At 66.8% G+C, this 16781-nt stretch carries 9 protein-coding genes; 7 read left to right on the plus strand and 2 right to left on the minus strand.

From position 1 onward, the window contains the following. The first annotated feature begins 4 nt into the window (after positions 1–4). From nudC to C8J25_RS01100, 6 genes are all read left to right on the plus strand, one after another. Positions 5–883, plus strand: coding sequence for an NAD(+) diphosphatase (gene nudC / locus C8J25_RS01075; protein WP_107952538.1), 879 nt, complete (start codon positions 5–7; stop codon positions 881–883). A 55-nt stretch (positions 884–938) separates the two neighbouring features. Next, on the plus strand, positions 939–2345 hold the full coding sequence (locus tag C8J25_RS01080) for an L-serine ammonia-lyase (RefSeq protein WP_107951908.1): 1407 nt from the start codon (positions 939–941) through the stop codon (positions 2343–2345). 10 nt (positions 2346–2355) lie between these two features. Beyond that, positions 2356–4392, plus strand: coding sequence for a M3 family metallopeptidase (locus C8J25_RS01085; protein WP_107951909.1), 2037 nt, complete (start codon positions 2356–2358; stop codon positions 4390–4392). Further along, on the plus strand, positions 4389–5450 hold the full coding sequence (locus tag C8J25_RS01090; RefSeq protein WP_107951910.1) for a PLP-dependent cysteine synthase family protein: 1062 nt from the start codon (positions 4389–4391) through the stop codon (positions 5448–5450). The genes C8J25_RS01085 and C8J25_RS01090 overlap by 4 nt, the downstream gene beginning before the upstream one ends. Positions 5451–5458: 8 nt before the next feature. Then, on the plus strand, positions 5459–8998 hold the full coding sequence (locus C8J25_RS01095) for a hydantoinase B/oxoprolinase family protein (RefSeq protein WP_107951911.1): 3540 nt from the start codon (positions 5459–5461) through the stop codon (positions 8996–8998). Between the two features lie 86 nt (positions 8999–9084). Next, complete coding sequence (locus C8J25_RS01100; RefSeq protein WP_107951912.1) at positions 9085–11388, plus strand: glycoside hydrolase family 3 C-terminal domain-containing protein; 2304 nt, start codon at positions 9085–9087, stop codon at positions 11386–11388. Between the two features lie 478 nt (positions 11389–11866). Here C8J25_RS01100 and C8J25_RS01105 read toward each other — a convergent pair whose 3' ends face one another. After that, a complete protein-coding gene (locus tag C8J25_RS01105; RefSeq protein WP_107952541.1) occupies positions 11867–13681 on the minus strand; it encodes a DUF885 domain-containing protein in 1815 nt (604 codons plus the stop codon). Positions 13682–14129: 448 nt separating this feature from the next. Then, on the minus strand, positions 14130–15218 hold the full coding sequence (locus C8J25_RS01110; RefSeq protein WP_107951913.1) for a mannose-1-phosphate guanylyltransferase/mannose-6-phosphate isomerase: 1089 nt from the start codon (positions 15216–15218) through the stop codon (positions 14130–14132). Between the two features lie 161 nt (positions 15219–15379). Here C8J25_RS01110 and C8J25_RS01115 point away from each other — a divergent pair, with 161 nt between their 5' ends. Further along, positions 15380–16768: a TIGR03013 family XrtA/PEP-CTERM system glycosyltransferase gene (locus tag C8J25_RS01115; protein ID WP_056061161.1), complete on the plus strand. Its 1389-nt coding sequence runs from the start codon at positions 15380–15382 to the stop codon at positions 16766–16768. Positions 16769–16781: the final 13 nt, after the last annotated feature.

Here is a 16781-nt window from a genome sequence, read left to right on the forward strand (position 1 = left end):
CGTGATGGAGGCACCTGGGTTTACCGGTGGGACGCTCGACCGGTCGGATGCTTTGCGGCACGATCCCGAAGGGCTGGCGGCGGCGCAGCGCGACTGGCGTGCACGGTTGCTGGTGCTCGATGGGCTGTTGCCGGGCACGACCGACGACGGGCATCTCGCCTGGACGTCGATGGCGGACATGCCCGACGATGCCGAGCCGATCCTGCTTGGGCTCGACGAGAGCGGGCGGCCGCATTTCGCGGCGCTGCTGGCGGGCATGCGCGTCGACAATGCGCCAGCGATGCGGTCGCCCGCGCTGATGGCGGTGCTGGCCGCGCTCGCACCCGGAGAGGCGGCCACGTACGCTGGCGCGCGCAGTGTGATCGACTGGCATGTCCGGCATGGGTTCTGCGCGAAGTGCGGATCGCCGACCGAGATGTTCCGCGCCGGGTGGGCGCGGAAGTGCCCGAACTGCGGGACCGAGCATTTCCCGCGCGTCGATCCGGTGGTGATCATGATTGCCGAGCATGACGGGCGGGCGTTGCTGGGGCGCGGCAAGGGGTGGCCGGCGGGGCGGTATTCTGCACTCGCCGGCTTCGTCGAGCCGGCCGAGTCGATCGAGGAGGCGGTTGCGCGCGAGATCCTCGAGGAATCGGGCGTTCGGGTCGGCAAGGTGCGCTATGTCGCGAGCCAGCCCTGGCCGTTTCCGTCTTCGTTGATGATGGCTTGCGTTGCGGAGGCGGAGGACGATGCGATCACGCTCGACGTGAACGAGCTCGAGGATGCGATGTGGGTGCCGCGGGAGATGGTGCGCGCGGTGCTGCGGGGGGAAGAGGGGCCTTTCGTCGCGCCGCCGCCTTATGCGATCGCGTATACGCTGCTCAAGGAATGGGCGGGGGAATAGGCGCTGCGTCAGCTTCGGATGGACGGCGCGGGGTATAGTCTCGTAACGGCGATGCATGACTCCGCTGACCTTTGATCGCCCGGACGAGCAGACCCGCGCTCGCCCCGATTGCCACCAGGCGATCAGCATCCTCGACCTGTTCACGATCGGGATCGGGCCGTCGAGTTCGCATACCGTCGGGCCGATGCGTGCGGCGTGGTTGTTCGCCGATCTGGTCGCGGACGAGAAGCCGGTGGCCGTGCGCGTCGATCTGTACGGATCGCTGGCGCTGACCGGGCGCGGGCATGCGACCGACAGTGCGGTGATGCTCGGCTTGAGTGGCGCGCAGCCCGAGACGATCGATCCCGACCTGATCCCGGTACGGCTGGCGGCGATCCGGTCGAGCGGGCGGCTGATGCTGGCAGAGCGGGTGGAGATCGGGTTCGAGGAGAGCCAACACCTTCTGTTTCATTCGAAGACCTTCCTGCCGGGGCATCCGAATGCAGTGACGTTTACCGCCTCGTTCGGTGACGGGCGCAGTGTCGAGCGGACCTATTTCTCGATCGGTGGCGGCGCGATCGTCGAGGCGGGGTCGGGGCCGGTCAAGGCGAACATCCTGTTGCCGCGGCCGTTCTCGTCGGGGGCGGAACTGCTCGCGACCGGGGACGCGACGGGGATGACGATCGCCGATATCGTCCGCGAGAACGAGATCGCGTGGCGGCCTGAGAGCGAGACCGATGCGTTTCTCGATGCCGTCCGCGGTGCGATGTTCGCGTCGATCGATCGCGGGTGTCGGCAGGGCGGCATATTGCCGGGCGGGCTGAAGGTGCCGCGACGGGCGAAGGCGCTGTTCGAGGGGTTGCAGGCACGCGATACTGCCGCCGATCCGTCCGCGGTGTTCGAATGGGTGAGCCTGTATGCGCTGGCGGTGAACGAGGAGAATGCTGCGGGTGGCCGCGTCGTGACCGCGCCGACCAACGGCGCGGCGGGCGTGCTGCCGGCGGTCCTGCGCTTCTACGAGACCTTCACCAAGGACCCGACGGCGAAGGGCGCGCACGACTTCCTGCTGACCGCGGCGGCGATCGGTTTTCTCTACAAGAAGCGGGCGTCGATCTCGGCGGCGGAGATGGGGTGCCAGGGCGAGGTCGGCGTGGCGTGTTCGATGGCGGCCGGCGCGCTGGTCGCGGCGCTCGGCGGGACCAACGCGCAGATCGAGAATGCGGCCGAGATCGGCATGGAGCACAATCTCGGCCTGACCTGCGATCCGATCGGCGGGCTGGTCCAGATCCCGTGCATCGAGCGCAATACGATGGGCGCGATCAAGGCGATCAACGCCGCCTATCTGGCGCTGCGCGGCGACGGTCGCCATATCGTCAGCCTCGATGCGGTGATCGAGACGATGCGCCAGACCGGTGAGGACATGCGCTCGCAATATAAGGAGACGTCGCTTGGTGGCCTGGCCGTCAACGTCGTCGAATGCTGAAGGATTTCCCATGACTGCCCCGACGAACCCGCTTCTCGATACGCTGTCGCTGCCCCGTTTCGCGGAGCTCTCGCCCGACCAGATCGCGCCGGCGCTGGACGAGGCGATCGCGCGGCACGAGGCGATGGTCGAGGCGCTGACGACCACGCGGCCGACCGATTTCGCCGGCGCGTGGCTGCCGTACGAGCGCGCGAATACCGAGATCGGGGCGATCTGGTCGGCGGTTTCGCACCTGCACGGCGTCGCGGACACGCCCGAATTGCGTTTGGCCTATTCGGAAGGGCAGAAGCGGCTCGTCGAGAACGACATGAAGGTCGGCCAGAACCGCGATTTGTACGAGGTGTTCGTCGCGTTGAGCGTGTCGCCTGAATTTGCCGACTTGGCGACCGAGGACCGGGTCGCGGTCGAGCAGGCGATCCGCGACTTCACGCTGTCGGGCGTGGCGCTGGAGCCAGAGGCACGGGACCGGTTCAGCGAGATTTCGGTCGAGCTGTCGGGGTTGTCGAACGAGTTCGGCAGCGCGGTGCTCGACGCGACCGACGCGTGGTCGGAGCTGGTGACGGACGAGGCGGACCTCGCGGGGATTTCGGACGCGGACAAGGCGATGTTCGCGGATGCCGCCAAGGCGAAGGGGCAGGCTGGCTGGCTGGTCACGCTGCAACAGCCGAGCGTCAACGCGGTGCTGACGTTTGCCGAGAACCGCGACCTCCGCGCCCGCATGTACCGCGCGTTCGCGACACGCGCGTCGGACCAAGGGCCCAACGCAGGCGAGTTCGACAACAGCGCGCGGATCGCACGTATCCTCGAGCTGCGGCACGAGGGCGCCAAGCTGCTCGGCTTCACCGATCCGGTCGCGTGGTCGCTGGAGACCAAGATGGCGCCGAATGGCGCCGAGGTGATCGCGTTCCTGCGCGATCTGGCGCGCCGCGCGAAGCCGGCGGCGGAGCGTGACCTTGCCGAGCTGAAGACGTTCGCCGCCGAGCATCTCGGGATCGCCGAATTCGAGCCCTGGGATGCGGGCTTCGTGTCGAACCGGTTGCGGCAGGATCGCTATGCCGTCGATGCGCAGGTGGTGAAGGCGTATTTCCCGGTCGAGCGCGTGATGGAGGGCTGGCAGACGCTCATGCAGCGCCTGTTCGGCATCAAGCTCGTCGAGCGCGACGACGTGTCGCTGTACCACGAGGACGCGCGGTTCTTTGACGTGGTGGACGAGAGCGGGACGGTGTTCGCGGGGCTCTACCTCGACCTGCACGCGCGTACCGGCAAGCGTGGCGGCGCGTGGATGGCGCAGGCGCGGCCGCGGCTGCACGACGGCAATACCGTGACGGTGCCGGTCGCGTATCTCGTCTGCAACTTTGCGCCCGATGGTGGCGAGACGCCGTCGCTGCTGAGCCACAACGACGTGACGACGCTGCTGCACGAGACCGGCCACTGCATCCACCTGCTCTTCACCAAGGTGAACCGGCCGAGCATCGCCGGCACCAACGGCTTCGAATGGGACGCGATCGAGCTGCCGAGCCAGTTGATGGAGGATTTCGCCTGGGACAAGGACGTGCTGACCGGCATGTCCGGCCACTACAAGACCGGCGAGAAGCTCCCCGCCGACCTGTTCGAGCGGATGGTGAAGGCGCGACATTTCCAGGCGGGGATGTTCATCCTGCGCCAGGTCGAGTTCGCGTTGTTCGACCTGCTGCTGCATCTCGGCACGATGGGCAGCGATCCGATCGAGGTGATCGAGGCGGTGCGCGACGAGGTGGCGGTGATCCGCCCGCCCGCATGGCACCGCTTCCCGCACGCGTTCAGCCACATTTTCGCAGGCGGCTATGCGTCGGGCTATTATAGCTATCTCTACGCGGAATTGCTGGCAGCGGATGGCTTCGAGGCGTTCGCGGAAGCTGGCCTGGTCGATCGCAAGACGGGCGACCGGTTCCGCGAGGAAGTGCTTGCGCGGGGTGCGACCCGCCCCGCGGCGGACAGCTTCCGTGCGTTCCGTGGGCGTGATCCTGAGCCGACCGCGATGCTGGTCCGTCACGGGCTGCAAGGGTGACGAAACGCGTCGACCGGCGCTGGTTGTCGGAGGCGGTGCGGCGGATCGAGGCGGACTATAACCGGTCCGCCGACACGCACCTCATTCGGGTGGATTTGCCGCGGTATCCCGGCATCGTGCTGTATTTGAAGGACGAGAGTTCGCATCCGACCGGCAGCCTCAAGCACCGGCTTGCGCGGTCGCTGTTCCTGTATGCGCTGTGCAACGAATGGATCGGGCCGGAGACGACGGTGATCGAATCCTCGTCGGGATCCACCGCGGTGTCGGAGGCGTATTTCGCGAAAATGCTCGGGCTGCGCTTCATCGCGGTAGTGCCCGCGACGACCGCCAAGCCGAAGCTCGACGCGATCCGCTTTCACGGCGGCGAGATCCACATGGTCGACGATCCGCGCACCGTCTACGCGGTCTCGCACCGGCTCGCGGCCGAAACCGGCGGGCATTATCTCGACCAGTTCACCTATGCCGAGCGGGCGACCGACTGGCGCGGCAACAACAACATCGCCGAGAGCATCTTCGCGCAGATGGCCGAGGAGGAGCATCCGTGCCCGTCCTGGATCGTCTGCGGCGCAGGGACGGGGGGCACGTCGGCAACGATCGGGCGCTTCATCCGCTATTGCCGGCACGACACGAAATTGTGCGTCGCGGACCCGGTGCACTCGGTGTTCCACCGGCATTTCGAGGATCGCTCGGTCACCGCGCTGCCGGAAGGATGCGCGTCGCGGATCGAGGGGATCGGACGGCCGCGCGTCGAGCCGAGCTTCGTGCCTAGCGTCATCGACCGGATGATCGCGGTCGAGGACGCCGACAGCATCGGCGCGATGCGCGCGCTGTCCGACCGGCTCGGGCGGCGCGTCGGCGGCTCGACCGGGACCAACCTCTGGGCGTGCGCGCAGATCGTCGAGGAGATGGCGGCGGCGGGCGAGACGGGCAGCATCGTCACGCTGTTGTGCGACGGTGGCGACCGCTATGGCTGCACCTATTACGACGATGCATGGCTCGGCGATCGCGGGGTCGCGTGGACCGGGGCAGCGGCGCGGATGACGCAATTTCTGGGCTGAGTAACCTGATGACCACATGGCAGTTCTGGATCGACCGCGGCGGCACGTTCACCGACGTCGTCGCGCGGCAGCCCGACGGGCGGATCGTCACCGCCAAACTGCTGTCGGAGGATCCCGAACGCTATGATGATGCCGCGGTCGAGGCGATTCGGCGGCTGACTGATGGGGCGGACGTGCCGCTCGAACTGCGGATCGGCACGACAGTCGCGACCAACGCGCTGCTCGAGCGCAAGGGCGAGCCGACGTGCCTCGCGATCACGCGCGGGTTCGGCGATGCGCTGCTGATCGGCCACCAGGAGCGCGCCGATATTTTCGCGCGCGACGTGAACCGGCCACCGCCGTTGTTCGCGCATGTCGTTGAGATCGACGAGCGGGTCGGGGCGGAGGGCGATGTGCTCCGTCCGCTCGACGTGGATGCGGCGCGCGCGGGCTTGCAGGCTGCATTCGATAGCGGTTTGCGCGCGGTCGCGATCGTCCTCATGCACGGCTATCGCTTCACGGCGCACGAGGAGGCGCTGGCGGCAATCGCAACCGAGATCGGCTTCACGCAGATCTCGGTCAGCCACCGCGTCGCGCCGCTGATCAAGCTGATCGGGCGCGGCGATACGACCGTCGTCGATGCGTATCTATCGCCGGTCGTCGATCGCTATGTCGCCGGCTTGAGCGACGCGCTGGGGCAGGGCGCGCTGTTCATGCAGTCGTCGGGCGGGCTGGTCGACGGCGCAAGCTTTCGCGGCAAGGACGCGATCCTGTCGGGGCCGGCGGGCGGCATCGTCGGCATGGCCGCGACCGCGCGCGAGGCCGGGTTCGAACAGATCATCGGCTTCGACATGGGCGGCACCTCGACCGATGTCTCGCACTATGCCGGCACCTACGAACGCGACACCGAGACGCTGATCGCCGGCGCCCGCATCCGCGCGCCGATGCTGCGGATCCACACGGTGGCGGCGGGCGGCGGCTCGATCTGTCGGTTCGACGGCGAGCGGTTGATCGTCGGCCCCGAGAGCGCAGGCGCGGTGCCGGGGCCTGCGTGTTATCGGCGCGGCGGGCCGCTGACCGTGACAGACTGCAACGTGATGCTCGGTAAGGTTCGCCCCGAATTCTTCCCGGCGCTGTTCGGATCGGCAGGCGACCAGCCGCTCGATGCCGAGGCGGTGGCCGCCCGGTTCGCGGAATTGCCGCTCGATCCGCAGGTCGCGGCGGAAGGGTTCGTTGCGGTCGCGGTGGCGAACATGGCGAACGCGATCCGGACGATCTCCGTCGCGCGCGGGCATGACGTGACGCGTTATACGCTGGCGTGCTTCGGTGGAGCCGGGGGGCAGCATGCGTGCCTCGTCGCCGACGCGCTGGCGATGGACCGGGTGATGATCCATCCGCTGGCCGGCGTGCTGTCGGCGTACGGCATGGGACTGGCCGATCGCCGGGTTCTCCGAGAGGCGACGTCGGGCGCGGCGTTCGCTGACTATGTCCAGATCACGCAGGCGCTGGACGGCCTGGCGGAAGCAGCGCGCGACGCCTTGGTGGCGCAGGGCGTCATGGCGGACGACGTTCGGATCGAACGCCGCGTACATCTGCGTCGAGGCCAGACCGACCACACCATCGAACTCGATCTCGACGACCCGGCAGCGATGATCGCCGCGTTCGACGCCGCGCACATCGCGCAGTTCGGGTTCGCCAGCGAAGCACCGCTGATCGCCGACCGGATCGTCGCCGAGGCGATCGCCGAGAGTCCGCCGATCGACGCTGCGCTCGTCGCGTTCCCCGAAGAGCCGGCCGCGCCGCTGTCGGTCGCACCCGTCTACATGGCCGGCGCTTGGCACGACACGCCGGTGCTGGCGCGCGAAGGCCTCCCCGCCGGACACGCCATCGATGGCCCCGCGCTCATCCTCGACAGCGTCTCGACCACCATCGTCGAGCCCGGCTGGCGCGCGCGCGTCGATCCGATCGGCAATCTGATCCTCGATCGCACCGCCCCGCGCGTCGGCGCCAGCATCGGTACCGAGTCCGACCCGGTTCGGCTGGCAATCTTCGCCGGGCTGTTCATGAGCATCGCCGAGGAAATGGGCGCCGCGCTCCAGCGCTCGGCCGCGTCGGTCAACATCCGCGAACGTCTCGACTTCAGTTGCGCGCTGTTCGACGCGCACGGCAACCTCGTCGCCAACGCGCCACACATCCCGGTCCATCTGGGCTCGATGGGCGAGAGCATCCGCACGATCATCGACGCGCGAGGCGGCGGCGCAGACGGCCGCGGTATCCGCCGCGGCGACGCCTACGCACTCAACGCGCCGTATCGTGGCGGCACGCACCTCCCCGACATCACCGTCATCATGCCGGTTTTCGCGGATGACGGTGATGCGCCCGCGTTCTTCGTAGCCGCTCGCGGTCATCACGCAGACGTCGGCGGAATCACCCCTGGATCGATGCCGCCCGAAAGCCGCTCGGTCGAGGAAGAAGGCGTGCTGCTCGACGACGTGCTGGTGGTCGACGAAGGGCGTTTCCTCGAAGCCGAACTCCGCGCGGTCTTCGCCACCGATCCCTATCCCGCCCGCAACATCGACCAGAATATCGCCGATCTCGCCGCGCAGTTAGCAGCCTGCACACGCGGCGCGACTGGTCTCACAAGGCTAGCGAACGAGTACGGCACGGACGTCGTCGCGGCTTATATGGAGCACGTCCAGGCCAATGCCGACGCCGCGGTCCGCCGCCTGATCGCAACGCTCGACGACGGCGCGTTCGCCTATGAAATGGACGATGGCGCGGTCGTCCGCGTGGCGGTCCAAGTCGATCGCGAAGCCGGGACGATGGTCGTCGACTTTGCGGGCACCAGCGAGCAGCGCCCGACCAACTTCAACGCCCCCGTCTCGATCGTCCGTGCCGCCGTGCTCTACGTCGTCCGCGCGCTGATCGACGAGGCCGTCCCGCTTAACGACGGCTGCCTGCGCGGCGTCACGATCCGCGTGCCCGAGGGCTCGATGCTCAATCCGCGCTATCCGGCTGCGATCGTCGCCGGCAACGTCGAGACGAGCCAGGTCGTCACCGACGCGCTATTCGGCGCGCTCGGCGCGATGGCCGCGAGCCAGGGGACGATGAACAACTTCACCTTCGGCAACGACACGCACCAATATTACGAGACTATTGCGGGAGGAGCAGGTGCGAGCCCCGGCTTCGACGGGGCGTCCGTGATCCAGACGCACATGACCAACAGCCGGCTCACCGACCCGGAAATCTTCGAAACGCGCTTCCCCGTGTTGCTGGAGGAATTCTCGATCCGCCGCGGCTCGGGCGGGACAGGCGCACACCAGGGCGGCGACGGCGCGACGCGGCGCGTGCGGTTCCTTGCGGAAATGACCGCCTGCATCCTCGCCAACCGCCGCCGCGTCCCACCGTTCGGCGTGGCGGGCGGTGCAAGCGGTGGACTTGGCTCCGCGACCGTCGAGCGCGCAGACGGCCGTGTCGAACGGCTCGGCTCCACCGCCAAGGTCGATATGCGGCCGGGCGACGTGTTCGTGATCGAAACACCCGGTGGCGGTGGTTTCGGACCCATTTGATCCGCCGCCCGATACGACGACTGGTTGCAGCGACGGGACGGACGCGTCACACACGGTCCGCACAAGATCACCGTGAAAGTGAAGCCATGACCGCATCCCGTTCCCGCGCCCTGTTCGTCCGATTGCTTGCGGGATCGGTGCTGGCGATCGCAGCGCCCGCCGTGGCGCAGACGACCAACAACGCGCCTGGCGCGGCGGCGGCGCGGACCGAGGCTCCCAAGGCGCGGCCTTGGATGAACACTGCGCTGGGCGCCGATGCACGCGTCGACCTGTTGCTCAAGGAGATGACGCTCGACGAGAAGCTGCAGCTCACCTTTGGTTACTTCGCGACCAATGCCGACTGGCTGAAGACGCCGATCAAGAACTGGGTCTATCCCAAGGACGGCCTGCCCGCGTCCGCCGGGATCGTGCCCGGCATCCCGCGGCTCGGCATCCCGAGCCAGTGGCAGACCGATGCCGGCGTCGGTGTCGCCAGCCAGCGCGGGCCGACGCCGCGGCTGCGTACCTCGCTGCCCTCCGGGATCGCTACCGCGGCGACCTGGAACCCCGAACTCGCGCAGGCCGGTGGCGCGATGATTGGCAACGAAGCATTCCTGTCGGGCTTCAACGTGCAGCTCGCGGGCGGGATGAACCTGACGCGCGAACCGCGGAACGGCCGCAATTTCGAATATGGCGGTGAGGATCCGTTGCTGGCGGGCATCATTACCGGGCACGAGATCAAGGGGATCCAGTCGCAGCACGTCGTATCGACGATGAAGCATTACGCGTTCAACGGGCAGGAGACGAACCGCAACAACATCGATCACAAGATCGGCGAACAGGCGGCACGCCAGTCCGACCTGCTCGCGTTCGAGATCGCCAACGAGGTCGGCCAGCCCGGCTCGGTGATGTGCTCGTACAACCGCGTGAACGGCCATTATGCGTGCGAGAACGACTGGTTGCTCAACACGGTGCTGAAGCGCGACTGGGGCTTCAAGGGCTATGTCATGTCCGACTGGGGCGCGACGCATTCGACCAGCGAGGCGGCCAATGCCGGGCTCGACCAGCAATCGGGCTGGGCGTTCGATCGCTCGGCCTATTTTGCCGATGCGCTGCGCGAGGCGGTCAACAATGGACATGTGACCGAGGCGCGCGCGACCGATATGGCGCGTCGCGTGCTGTGGGGGATGTTTTCCGTAGGAGCGTTCGACAAGGTCGTGGCGGGCGATCGCGCGACGACGATCGATTACGCCGCTCATGCTGCAGTGACGCGCGCGGATGCGGAGGAGGGCATCGTCCTGCTCAAGAACACCGCGGGGCTGTTGCCGATCGCCAAGACGGCCAAGTCGATCCTGCTGATCGGCGCGCATGCCGATGTCGGCGTGCTGTCGGGTGGCGGGTCTTCGCAGGTCTATTCGCATAATGCCCCGGCCAATGGCCTGATCGTGGCGGATGAGTTCCCGAGCGGGTTCCCGGGGCCGAAGACCTATCACGCGTCATCTCCGATGAAGGCGTTGCAGGCGCGGACCGGGGCGACCGTGACGTATCTCGACGGCAAGGACGTGAAGGCGGCCGCCGCGGCGGCGCGGCATGCGGACGTCGTCGTCGTGTTCGGCGAGCAGTGGACGGGCGAGTCGTTCGACGTGCCCGACCTAAACCTGCCGGCTGGCCAGAACACGCTGATCGACGCCGTTGCGGGGGCGAACAAAAAGACGGTGGTCGTGCTCGAAACCGGTGGCCCGGTGGTGATGCCGTGGCTCGGTAAGGTCGGCGCGGTGCTGGAGGCGTGGTACCCGGGTACGGCTGGCGGCGAGGCGATTGCGCGGGTGCTGACCGGGGAGGTCAATCCGTCGGGCCATCTGCCCGCGACCTTCCCGGCGTCGCTCGCGCAGATCCCGCGGCCGAAGCTCGAGGGTGATCCCAAGCTCGACCGCGATTCGCATCCGATGGGCAATTACGACATCGAGGGCGCCGCGGTCGGATACAAGTGGTTCGACAAGACCGGCGCCAAGCCGCTGTTCCCGTTCGGGTACGGGCTTTCCTATACCAATTTCGCGATGAGCGGTTTGACCGCGGCAGCCGAGGGCAAGGGCATCAGGGCCGGGTTCTCGGTGAAAAATACGGGTGCGGTGCAGGGCAAGGCTGTCGCGCAGGTCTATGTGTCGGGTGCGGGCTGGGAGGCGCCGAAGCGGCTGGGGGCTTTCCGCAAGGTCGATCTCGCGCCTGGTTCGGAGCAGGCTGTTTCTGTTACGGTGGATCCGCGGTTGTTGGCGACGTTCGATGTCGCGAGCGGCGGATGGAAGATCGCTGGCGGCGACTACAAGGTGATGCTGGCCACGTCGGCGGCGGATGTCGTGCAGACGGTGACGGTGCGGGTTGCGGCGCAGACGCTGGATCGTGGGGGGAAGTAACTCGTCATCGCTGACCTTCCTTCCGTTCGTCCTGAGTAGGCGTCGAGCAGCTTCGTAGAAGCGTATCGAGACGGCGTATCGAAGGACCGGTTGTCGCGCGGAACCTGTACCTCGATACGAGACCTCGATACGCCCAAGGGGGCTACTCGGTCTCTACTCGGCACGAACGGGTGTGGAGCGGGGTGCTTGACCCGACGCAGATCGGGTGAGGCGACGCTGCCGGAAAGCGGCATAGGGTGAAGGTCCGTCGCCAGGCGAAGACCGCCTTACGTCGTACCGTATTCGTCCCCTCTCTCGTTGGGAGAGGGAAGGGTCGAAGCGATCCCGATCGATCCACCTGATCCTCCCCCGCCAGGGGGAGGTGGCTGGCGCTTGCCAGACAGAGGGGGAGGTAAAGAATCACCGGGGTTACGTGTCCTCCCCCTCCGTCACCTTCAGTGCCACCTCCCCCTGGCGGGGGAGGATCAACCGACAGATGTCAAGCCCGCCCTCGGAGCGCCGCGATCCGCTCATCGACGCGGCGTTCCAGGATCGTCAGCGGCATTGCGCCTTCCTTCAGGATATCGTGGAACTGCTTCAGGTCGAACTTGTCGCCTAGCGCCGCCTTCGCCTTCATCCGTGCGCGCGTCCACGCCATGTGGCCGACCTTGTAGCTGCAGGCCTGGCCTGCCTGCGTGCAATAGCGCTCCACCTCGCGCTGCGTCCGGGGCCGGGCAAAGCCGGTCGTCGCGACCATGTAGTCGGTCGCCTTCTCACGGCTCCAGCGTTTTGCGTGGATGCCGGTGTCGACCACCAGACGCGTTGCGCGGAACAAGAACGACTGGAGATAGCCGGCGCGTTCCAGCGGCGACGCATACGCACCCAGTTCGTCCGCCAGTTGCTCCGCGTACAGCGCCCAGCCTTCCGAATAGGCCGAGAAGAAGCCGATTTTCCGCAGCGTCGGGATGTCCTTCGATTCCTGTGCGAGGCTGATCTGGAGGTGATGTCCCGGCACGCCCTCGTGATAGGTGAGCGACGGCAGCGTGTATTTCGGCCAGTCGCCGACGTCCTTCAGATTGACGAAGTAGATCGCCGGACGGCTGCCATCGAGTGAGGCGCGGTTGTAATAGCCGTTCGATGCGCCGTCCTGGATCTCGACCGGGACCGCGCGGATCTCGAGCGGCTGGGTCGGCACCTCAGAGAAGGCCTGGGGCAGCTTGGCGTACATCGCCTTGATACCGTCGTTCAGCCCGGCGATCAGCTCGGTGCGGCCCTCCGCGGTGTTCGCGTAGAGTTGGTCCGGCGTGACGTTCAGTTTCGCGAGCCGCTCGCCGACCGTGCCGGTCGTGAAGCCCTGCGACTTCAGGATCGTGTCGAGCTGCGCGGTGATCTCCGCGACCTGTGCGAGGCCGATGCGATGGACCTCGTCGGGGCTCATCGTCGTGGTGGTCGCTTGGTTCAGCGCCATCGCGTAGATCGCGTCGCCATTGGGCACGCGCCAGATGCCGTCGCCGGGCTTGGTGGTCGGCTTCAGCCGCTCAATCAGCGCGATCTGGCGGTCGAGAGCGGGATACACTTTCGCGTCGACGATCTTGGCGGCGCGCGCCTGCCAGTCGCCGGTCAGGCCCTTCGCCGCCGCGCGCTTCACCAGCGACTGGACGATGCTCGACGTCGCCGCCGGCTGGCCGCGCAGTTTCCGCATCTGGCCGAGCGTCAGGTCGAGCGACCAGCTGGGTGCGAGCAGGCCGCGGGCTGCCTCCGCCTGCTGCATCGCGCTTTCCTGATCGAGCACCGTGCCGAACTGGTCGAGCCGCGACAGATACGCTTCGGCATCCGGGGTGGCGTTGATCGTGTGCGCGGTGTTGAGAAAGTCGGGCACCTGGAAATAGGCGCCGCCCTGCTGGAAGATCCGATAGGGGCGGATCGGGCTGTCCATGGCGAATTTTTCGGGCGCGGCGATCTGCGTGTTGAGCGAATAGCGGACGACTTCGAGGTTGAGCTTGGCGGCGGGTGACAGGCCTGCGCCGTCGTAGCGAGCGAGACTGGCGAGCGCGGCCTTGGTCTCGGCGACGTCGCGTGCACGCTTGTCCGGAGTGCGCGGCGAGAGCTGGCTCTTCAAACCTGCGAGCGGCCCCTTGTCGAGACCCAGCGACGTCGCGAGTTCGGGCGACCGCGCGACGCTCGCCTGGAAGATCCGCTCGAAATCGGCGTTGAGCGCGGTGTCGCCGCTCGACTGCGCGAAAGCCGACGACGGCAGCAGCGTGGTAGCGAGCGCGGCGACGCCCCCCGATGCGAGGAACTGGCGACGATCCATGACGAATTCTCCCGTGAACTTTCGCGCATCTAAGCCGATCTCCGCGCGGACCGCCAGCGGTTCGGAAACGGGAATTTCGACGCGTCTGCGGCCAGAACCGGCGCGAAACATGCGCATACGACGAAACCGCGGGAAACTGCCGGAACAAGCGCGGATATCGTCGGTTTGACCCGAGAGCCCGGCGGTGTCCTTACCCCCCCGAAGGATGCCGTCGGGTGTATGCGTAGGTGAGGTAGACGTGCGAGACGAGACATCCAGGCGTGAAGCCGGCGTACGATTGCATGATGTCGGCGAGAGATTGCGCTCGTCCTGGCAGACTCCCACGGACACGATGATCACCGAGGACATCCCGACGTTGCTGACACGCCTGTCTCAGGTTCCAAAGACCCGCAAGAAACCGTAGGTCAATCGGTCCGGCGTGGAGCCGGACCGATCGTTTAGTCTAACCTCAGCTCGTGGGCGCGGCGTTCTTCGCAGCGGTTTTCATAGCCTCGATGAGCTTCTTCACTTCCTGGCTGCGACCGCGTGGCATGATGAGCACGTCGTTGCCGCTCGCGACCACGATCAGGTCCTCGACGCCTACCAGCGATACGCTGACGCCGTCGCTGCGGACGAAGCAGTTCTTCGTATCGATCGCCAGCACGTTGCCGTCGCCGTGGCTGCGGTGAGCGTTGCCGTCACTGTCGGTGTCGCTGATCGCGTGAAGCGCGTCCCAGCTGCCGACGTCGTTCCAGCCCATCGCGACCGGCACGACCGCGACCCGGTCGGCCTTTTCCATGACCGCGTAATCGATCGAATCGTCAGGCGAGGCGGCGAACGCGACGACGTCGGGGTAGATCCGCGAGCCCTCGGTACGTGCCTTGTCCATCGCTTCCTGCGTGGCGGTCAGGATACCTGGATCGAACTGCGCGAGCGCCTCGAGATAGGCGTCGGCGAGGAACAGGAAGATCCCGCCGTTCCAGGCATGATCGCCGCTCGCCAGCATCGACCGCGCCTTGTCCAGCGGGGGCTTCTCGACGAATCGCGCGACGCGGTTGACGCCGGGCTGGAGCTCGTCGCCGATTTGGATCCAGCCATAGCCGGTCTCGGGCGCGTCGGGTGAGATGCCGAACGTGACGAGCCACCCTTGCGTGACGAGCGGCATAGCCGCCTCGATCGCCGCATGGAATGCCGCGACATCGCCGATAACGTGGTCCGATGGCATCACCAGCAACGCGTCGCCGCCGCCGCCCGCGGCAATCGCGGCGAGCGCAATGGCGGGTGCGGTGTTGCGGCCGATCGGCTCCAGGATCAACGCCTGCGGGGTTGCTCCGGCCTCGGCAAGCTGCTGCTCGACGAGGTCCGCGTGACGCGCATTCGCGACCACGATCGGTGCGGCGAAGCGATCGCCGAGCGCGCGGCCCGCGGTCAGTTGCAGCATCGTCTCCTCCGCGGTCAGCGCGAGCATCTGCTTGGGCATTTCGGGGCGCGACATCGGCCAGAGGCGCGTGCCCGAACCGCCTGAAAGAATAACGGGAACGATCTTACGTGCGGTCATGAAGCCTCCTGCTGGCGCCGAGCTATAACGTGGCAATTTCGCGCGCCAATCGCCGAATGATCGGATTGGCATGCAGTCTTCAGGCTTTTTTGGTGTTTTACTGCGAAACGTGGCGTTCAGGTGTCGGAAGCGTTTACACTGGTGCGTCGGGATAGCGGACGATGATACGGCTCTTCAAGCATTACGTACCCTATGCGGTCCTCCTGCTCGGCCTCGTCGATGCGGTGCTGCTGATCGCGTCGGCGGAGATCGGCTGGATCGTCCGCGCGCATCAGATCGGCATGGAGGTCGGCCCGATCCATACCCGGATCGCGCAGTTGCTGACGTTTGCGCTCGCATTGCAGGTCTCGCTGGTCGCGGTCGGGGCGTACGGCGTCGCGTCGTTCCTGTCGCTGCGCTTTGCTGCCGCGCGGCTGGCGGTGGCGCTGTCGCTGGGCGTGATGTTCCTGTCGCTGATCTTCTTCCTCGTGCCCCCGCTCGCGCTGTGGCGATCGAACCTGCTCTACTCGACGGTGATCGCGACCGTCCTGCTCGTGACGGTCCGCGCGGTGCTCGGCAAGACGTTGGGCGGCGAGACGTTCAAGCGGCGGATCGTCGTGCTCGGCGCCGGCACGCGCGCGGCGCGGATCGAGACGCTGGCTGCACAACCCGGCGTGAATTTCGTCGTCGCCGGCTTCGTCCGCATGGGTGAGGTCGAGCCGGTCGTCCAGAATGCGATGCCGCGGGCCGACATCCCCAACCTCGCCGCGCATATCGTCGACCAGAATGCGAGCGAGGTCGTGCTGGCGCTCGACGAACGCCGCAACGCGTTGCCGATGAAGGATCTGCTCCGCGTCCGCACCACGGGCGTGCAGGTCAGCGAGATATCGAGCTTCCTCGAACGCGAGACGGGGCGCATCGACCTGAAAAGCGTCAACCCGTCCTGGCTGATCTTCTCCGACGGGTTCGCCTCCAGCCGGATGCTGTCGAGCGTGTTCAAGCGCGCGTTCGACATCGTCGCGAGCGGACTGCTGCTGGTCGTCACCTTGCCGATCATCCTGCTCACTGCGATCGCGATCAAGCTCGAGTCAAAAGGCCCTGCCTTCTATCGTCAGCGCCGTGTCGGGCTCTACAACGAGGGCTTCGACATCCTGAAGCTGCGGTCGATGCGGCAGGATGCGGAGGTCGCGGGCAAGGCGGTCTGGGCGGCGGAGGACGATCCGCGGATCACGCGGATCGGTCGCTTCATCCGGAAAGTGCGGATCGACGAACTGCCGCAGACCTGGACCGTGCTGAAGGGCGAGATGAGCTTCGTCGGCCCACGTCCGGAGCGGCCGCAGTTCGTCCAGCAGCTCGAGGAGCAGCTGCCGTTCTACGCCGAGCGGCATATGGTGAAGCCCGGGATCACCGGCTGGGCACAGATCAACTATCCGTATGGCGCGTCGATCGAGGATGCGCGCCACAAGCTCGAATACGACCTGTATTACGCGAAGAATTATTCGCCGTTCCTCGACATGCTGATCCTGTTGCAGACTCTCCGCGTGGTGTTGTGGCCGGCGGGCGCGCGGTGATTTCTGTAGCTGA

Origin of the sequence: Sphingomonas faeni (assembly GCF_003053745.1) — a bacterium.
Lineage (GTDB): Bacteria > Pseudomonadota > Alphaproteobacteria > Sphingomonadales > Sphingomonadaceae > Sphingomonas > Sphingomonas faeni.

Coding starts and splice junctions, on each gene's coding strand:
- nudC (WP_107952538.1), top strand. CDS start 5: ATGGAGGCACCTGGGTTTACCGGTGGGACGCTCGACCGGTCGGATGCT.
- C8J25_RS01080 (WP_107951908.1), top strand. CDS start 939: ATGACTCCGCTGACCTTTGATCGCCCGGACGAGCAGACCCGCGCTCGC.
- C8J25_RS01085 (WP_107951909.1), top strand. CDS start 2,356: ATGACTGCCCCGACGAACCCGCTTCTCGATACGCTGTCGCTGCCCCGT.
- C8J25_RS01095 (WP_107951911.1), top strand. CDS start 5,459: ATGACCACATGGCAGTTCTGGATCGACCGCGGCGGCACGTTCACCGAC.
- C8J25_RS01100 (WP_107951912.1), top strand. CDS start 9,085: ATGACCGCATCCCGTTCCCGCGCCCTGTTCGTCCGATTGCTTGCGGGA.
- C8J25_RS01105 (WP_107952541.1), bottom strand. CDS start 13,681: ATGGATCGTCGCCAGTTCCTCGCATCGGGGGGCGTCGCCGCGCTCGCT.
- C8J25_RS01110 (WP_107951913.1), bottom strand. CDS start 15,218: ATGACCGCACGTAAGATCGTTCCCGTTATTCTTTCAGGCGGTTCGGGC.
- C8J25_RS01115 (WP_056061161.1), top strand. CDS start 15,380: ATGATACGGCTCTTCAAGCATTACGTACCCTATGCGGTCCTCCTGCTC.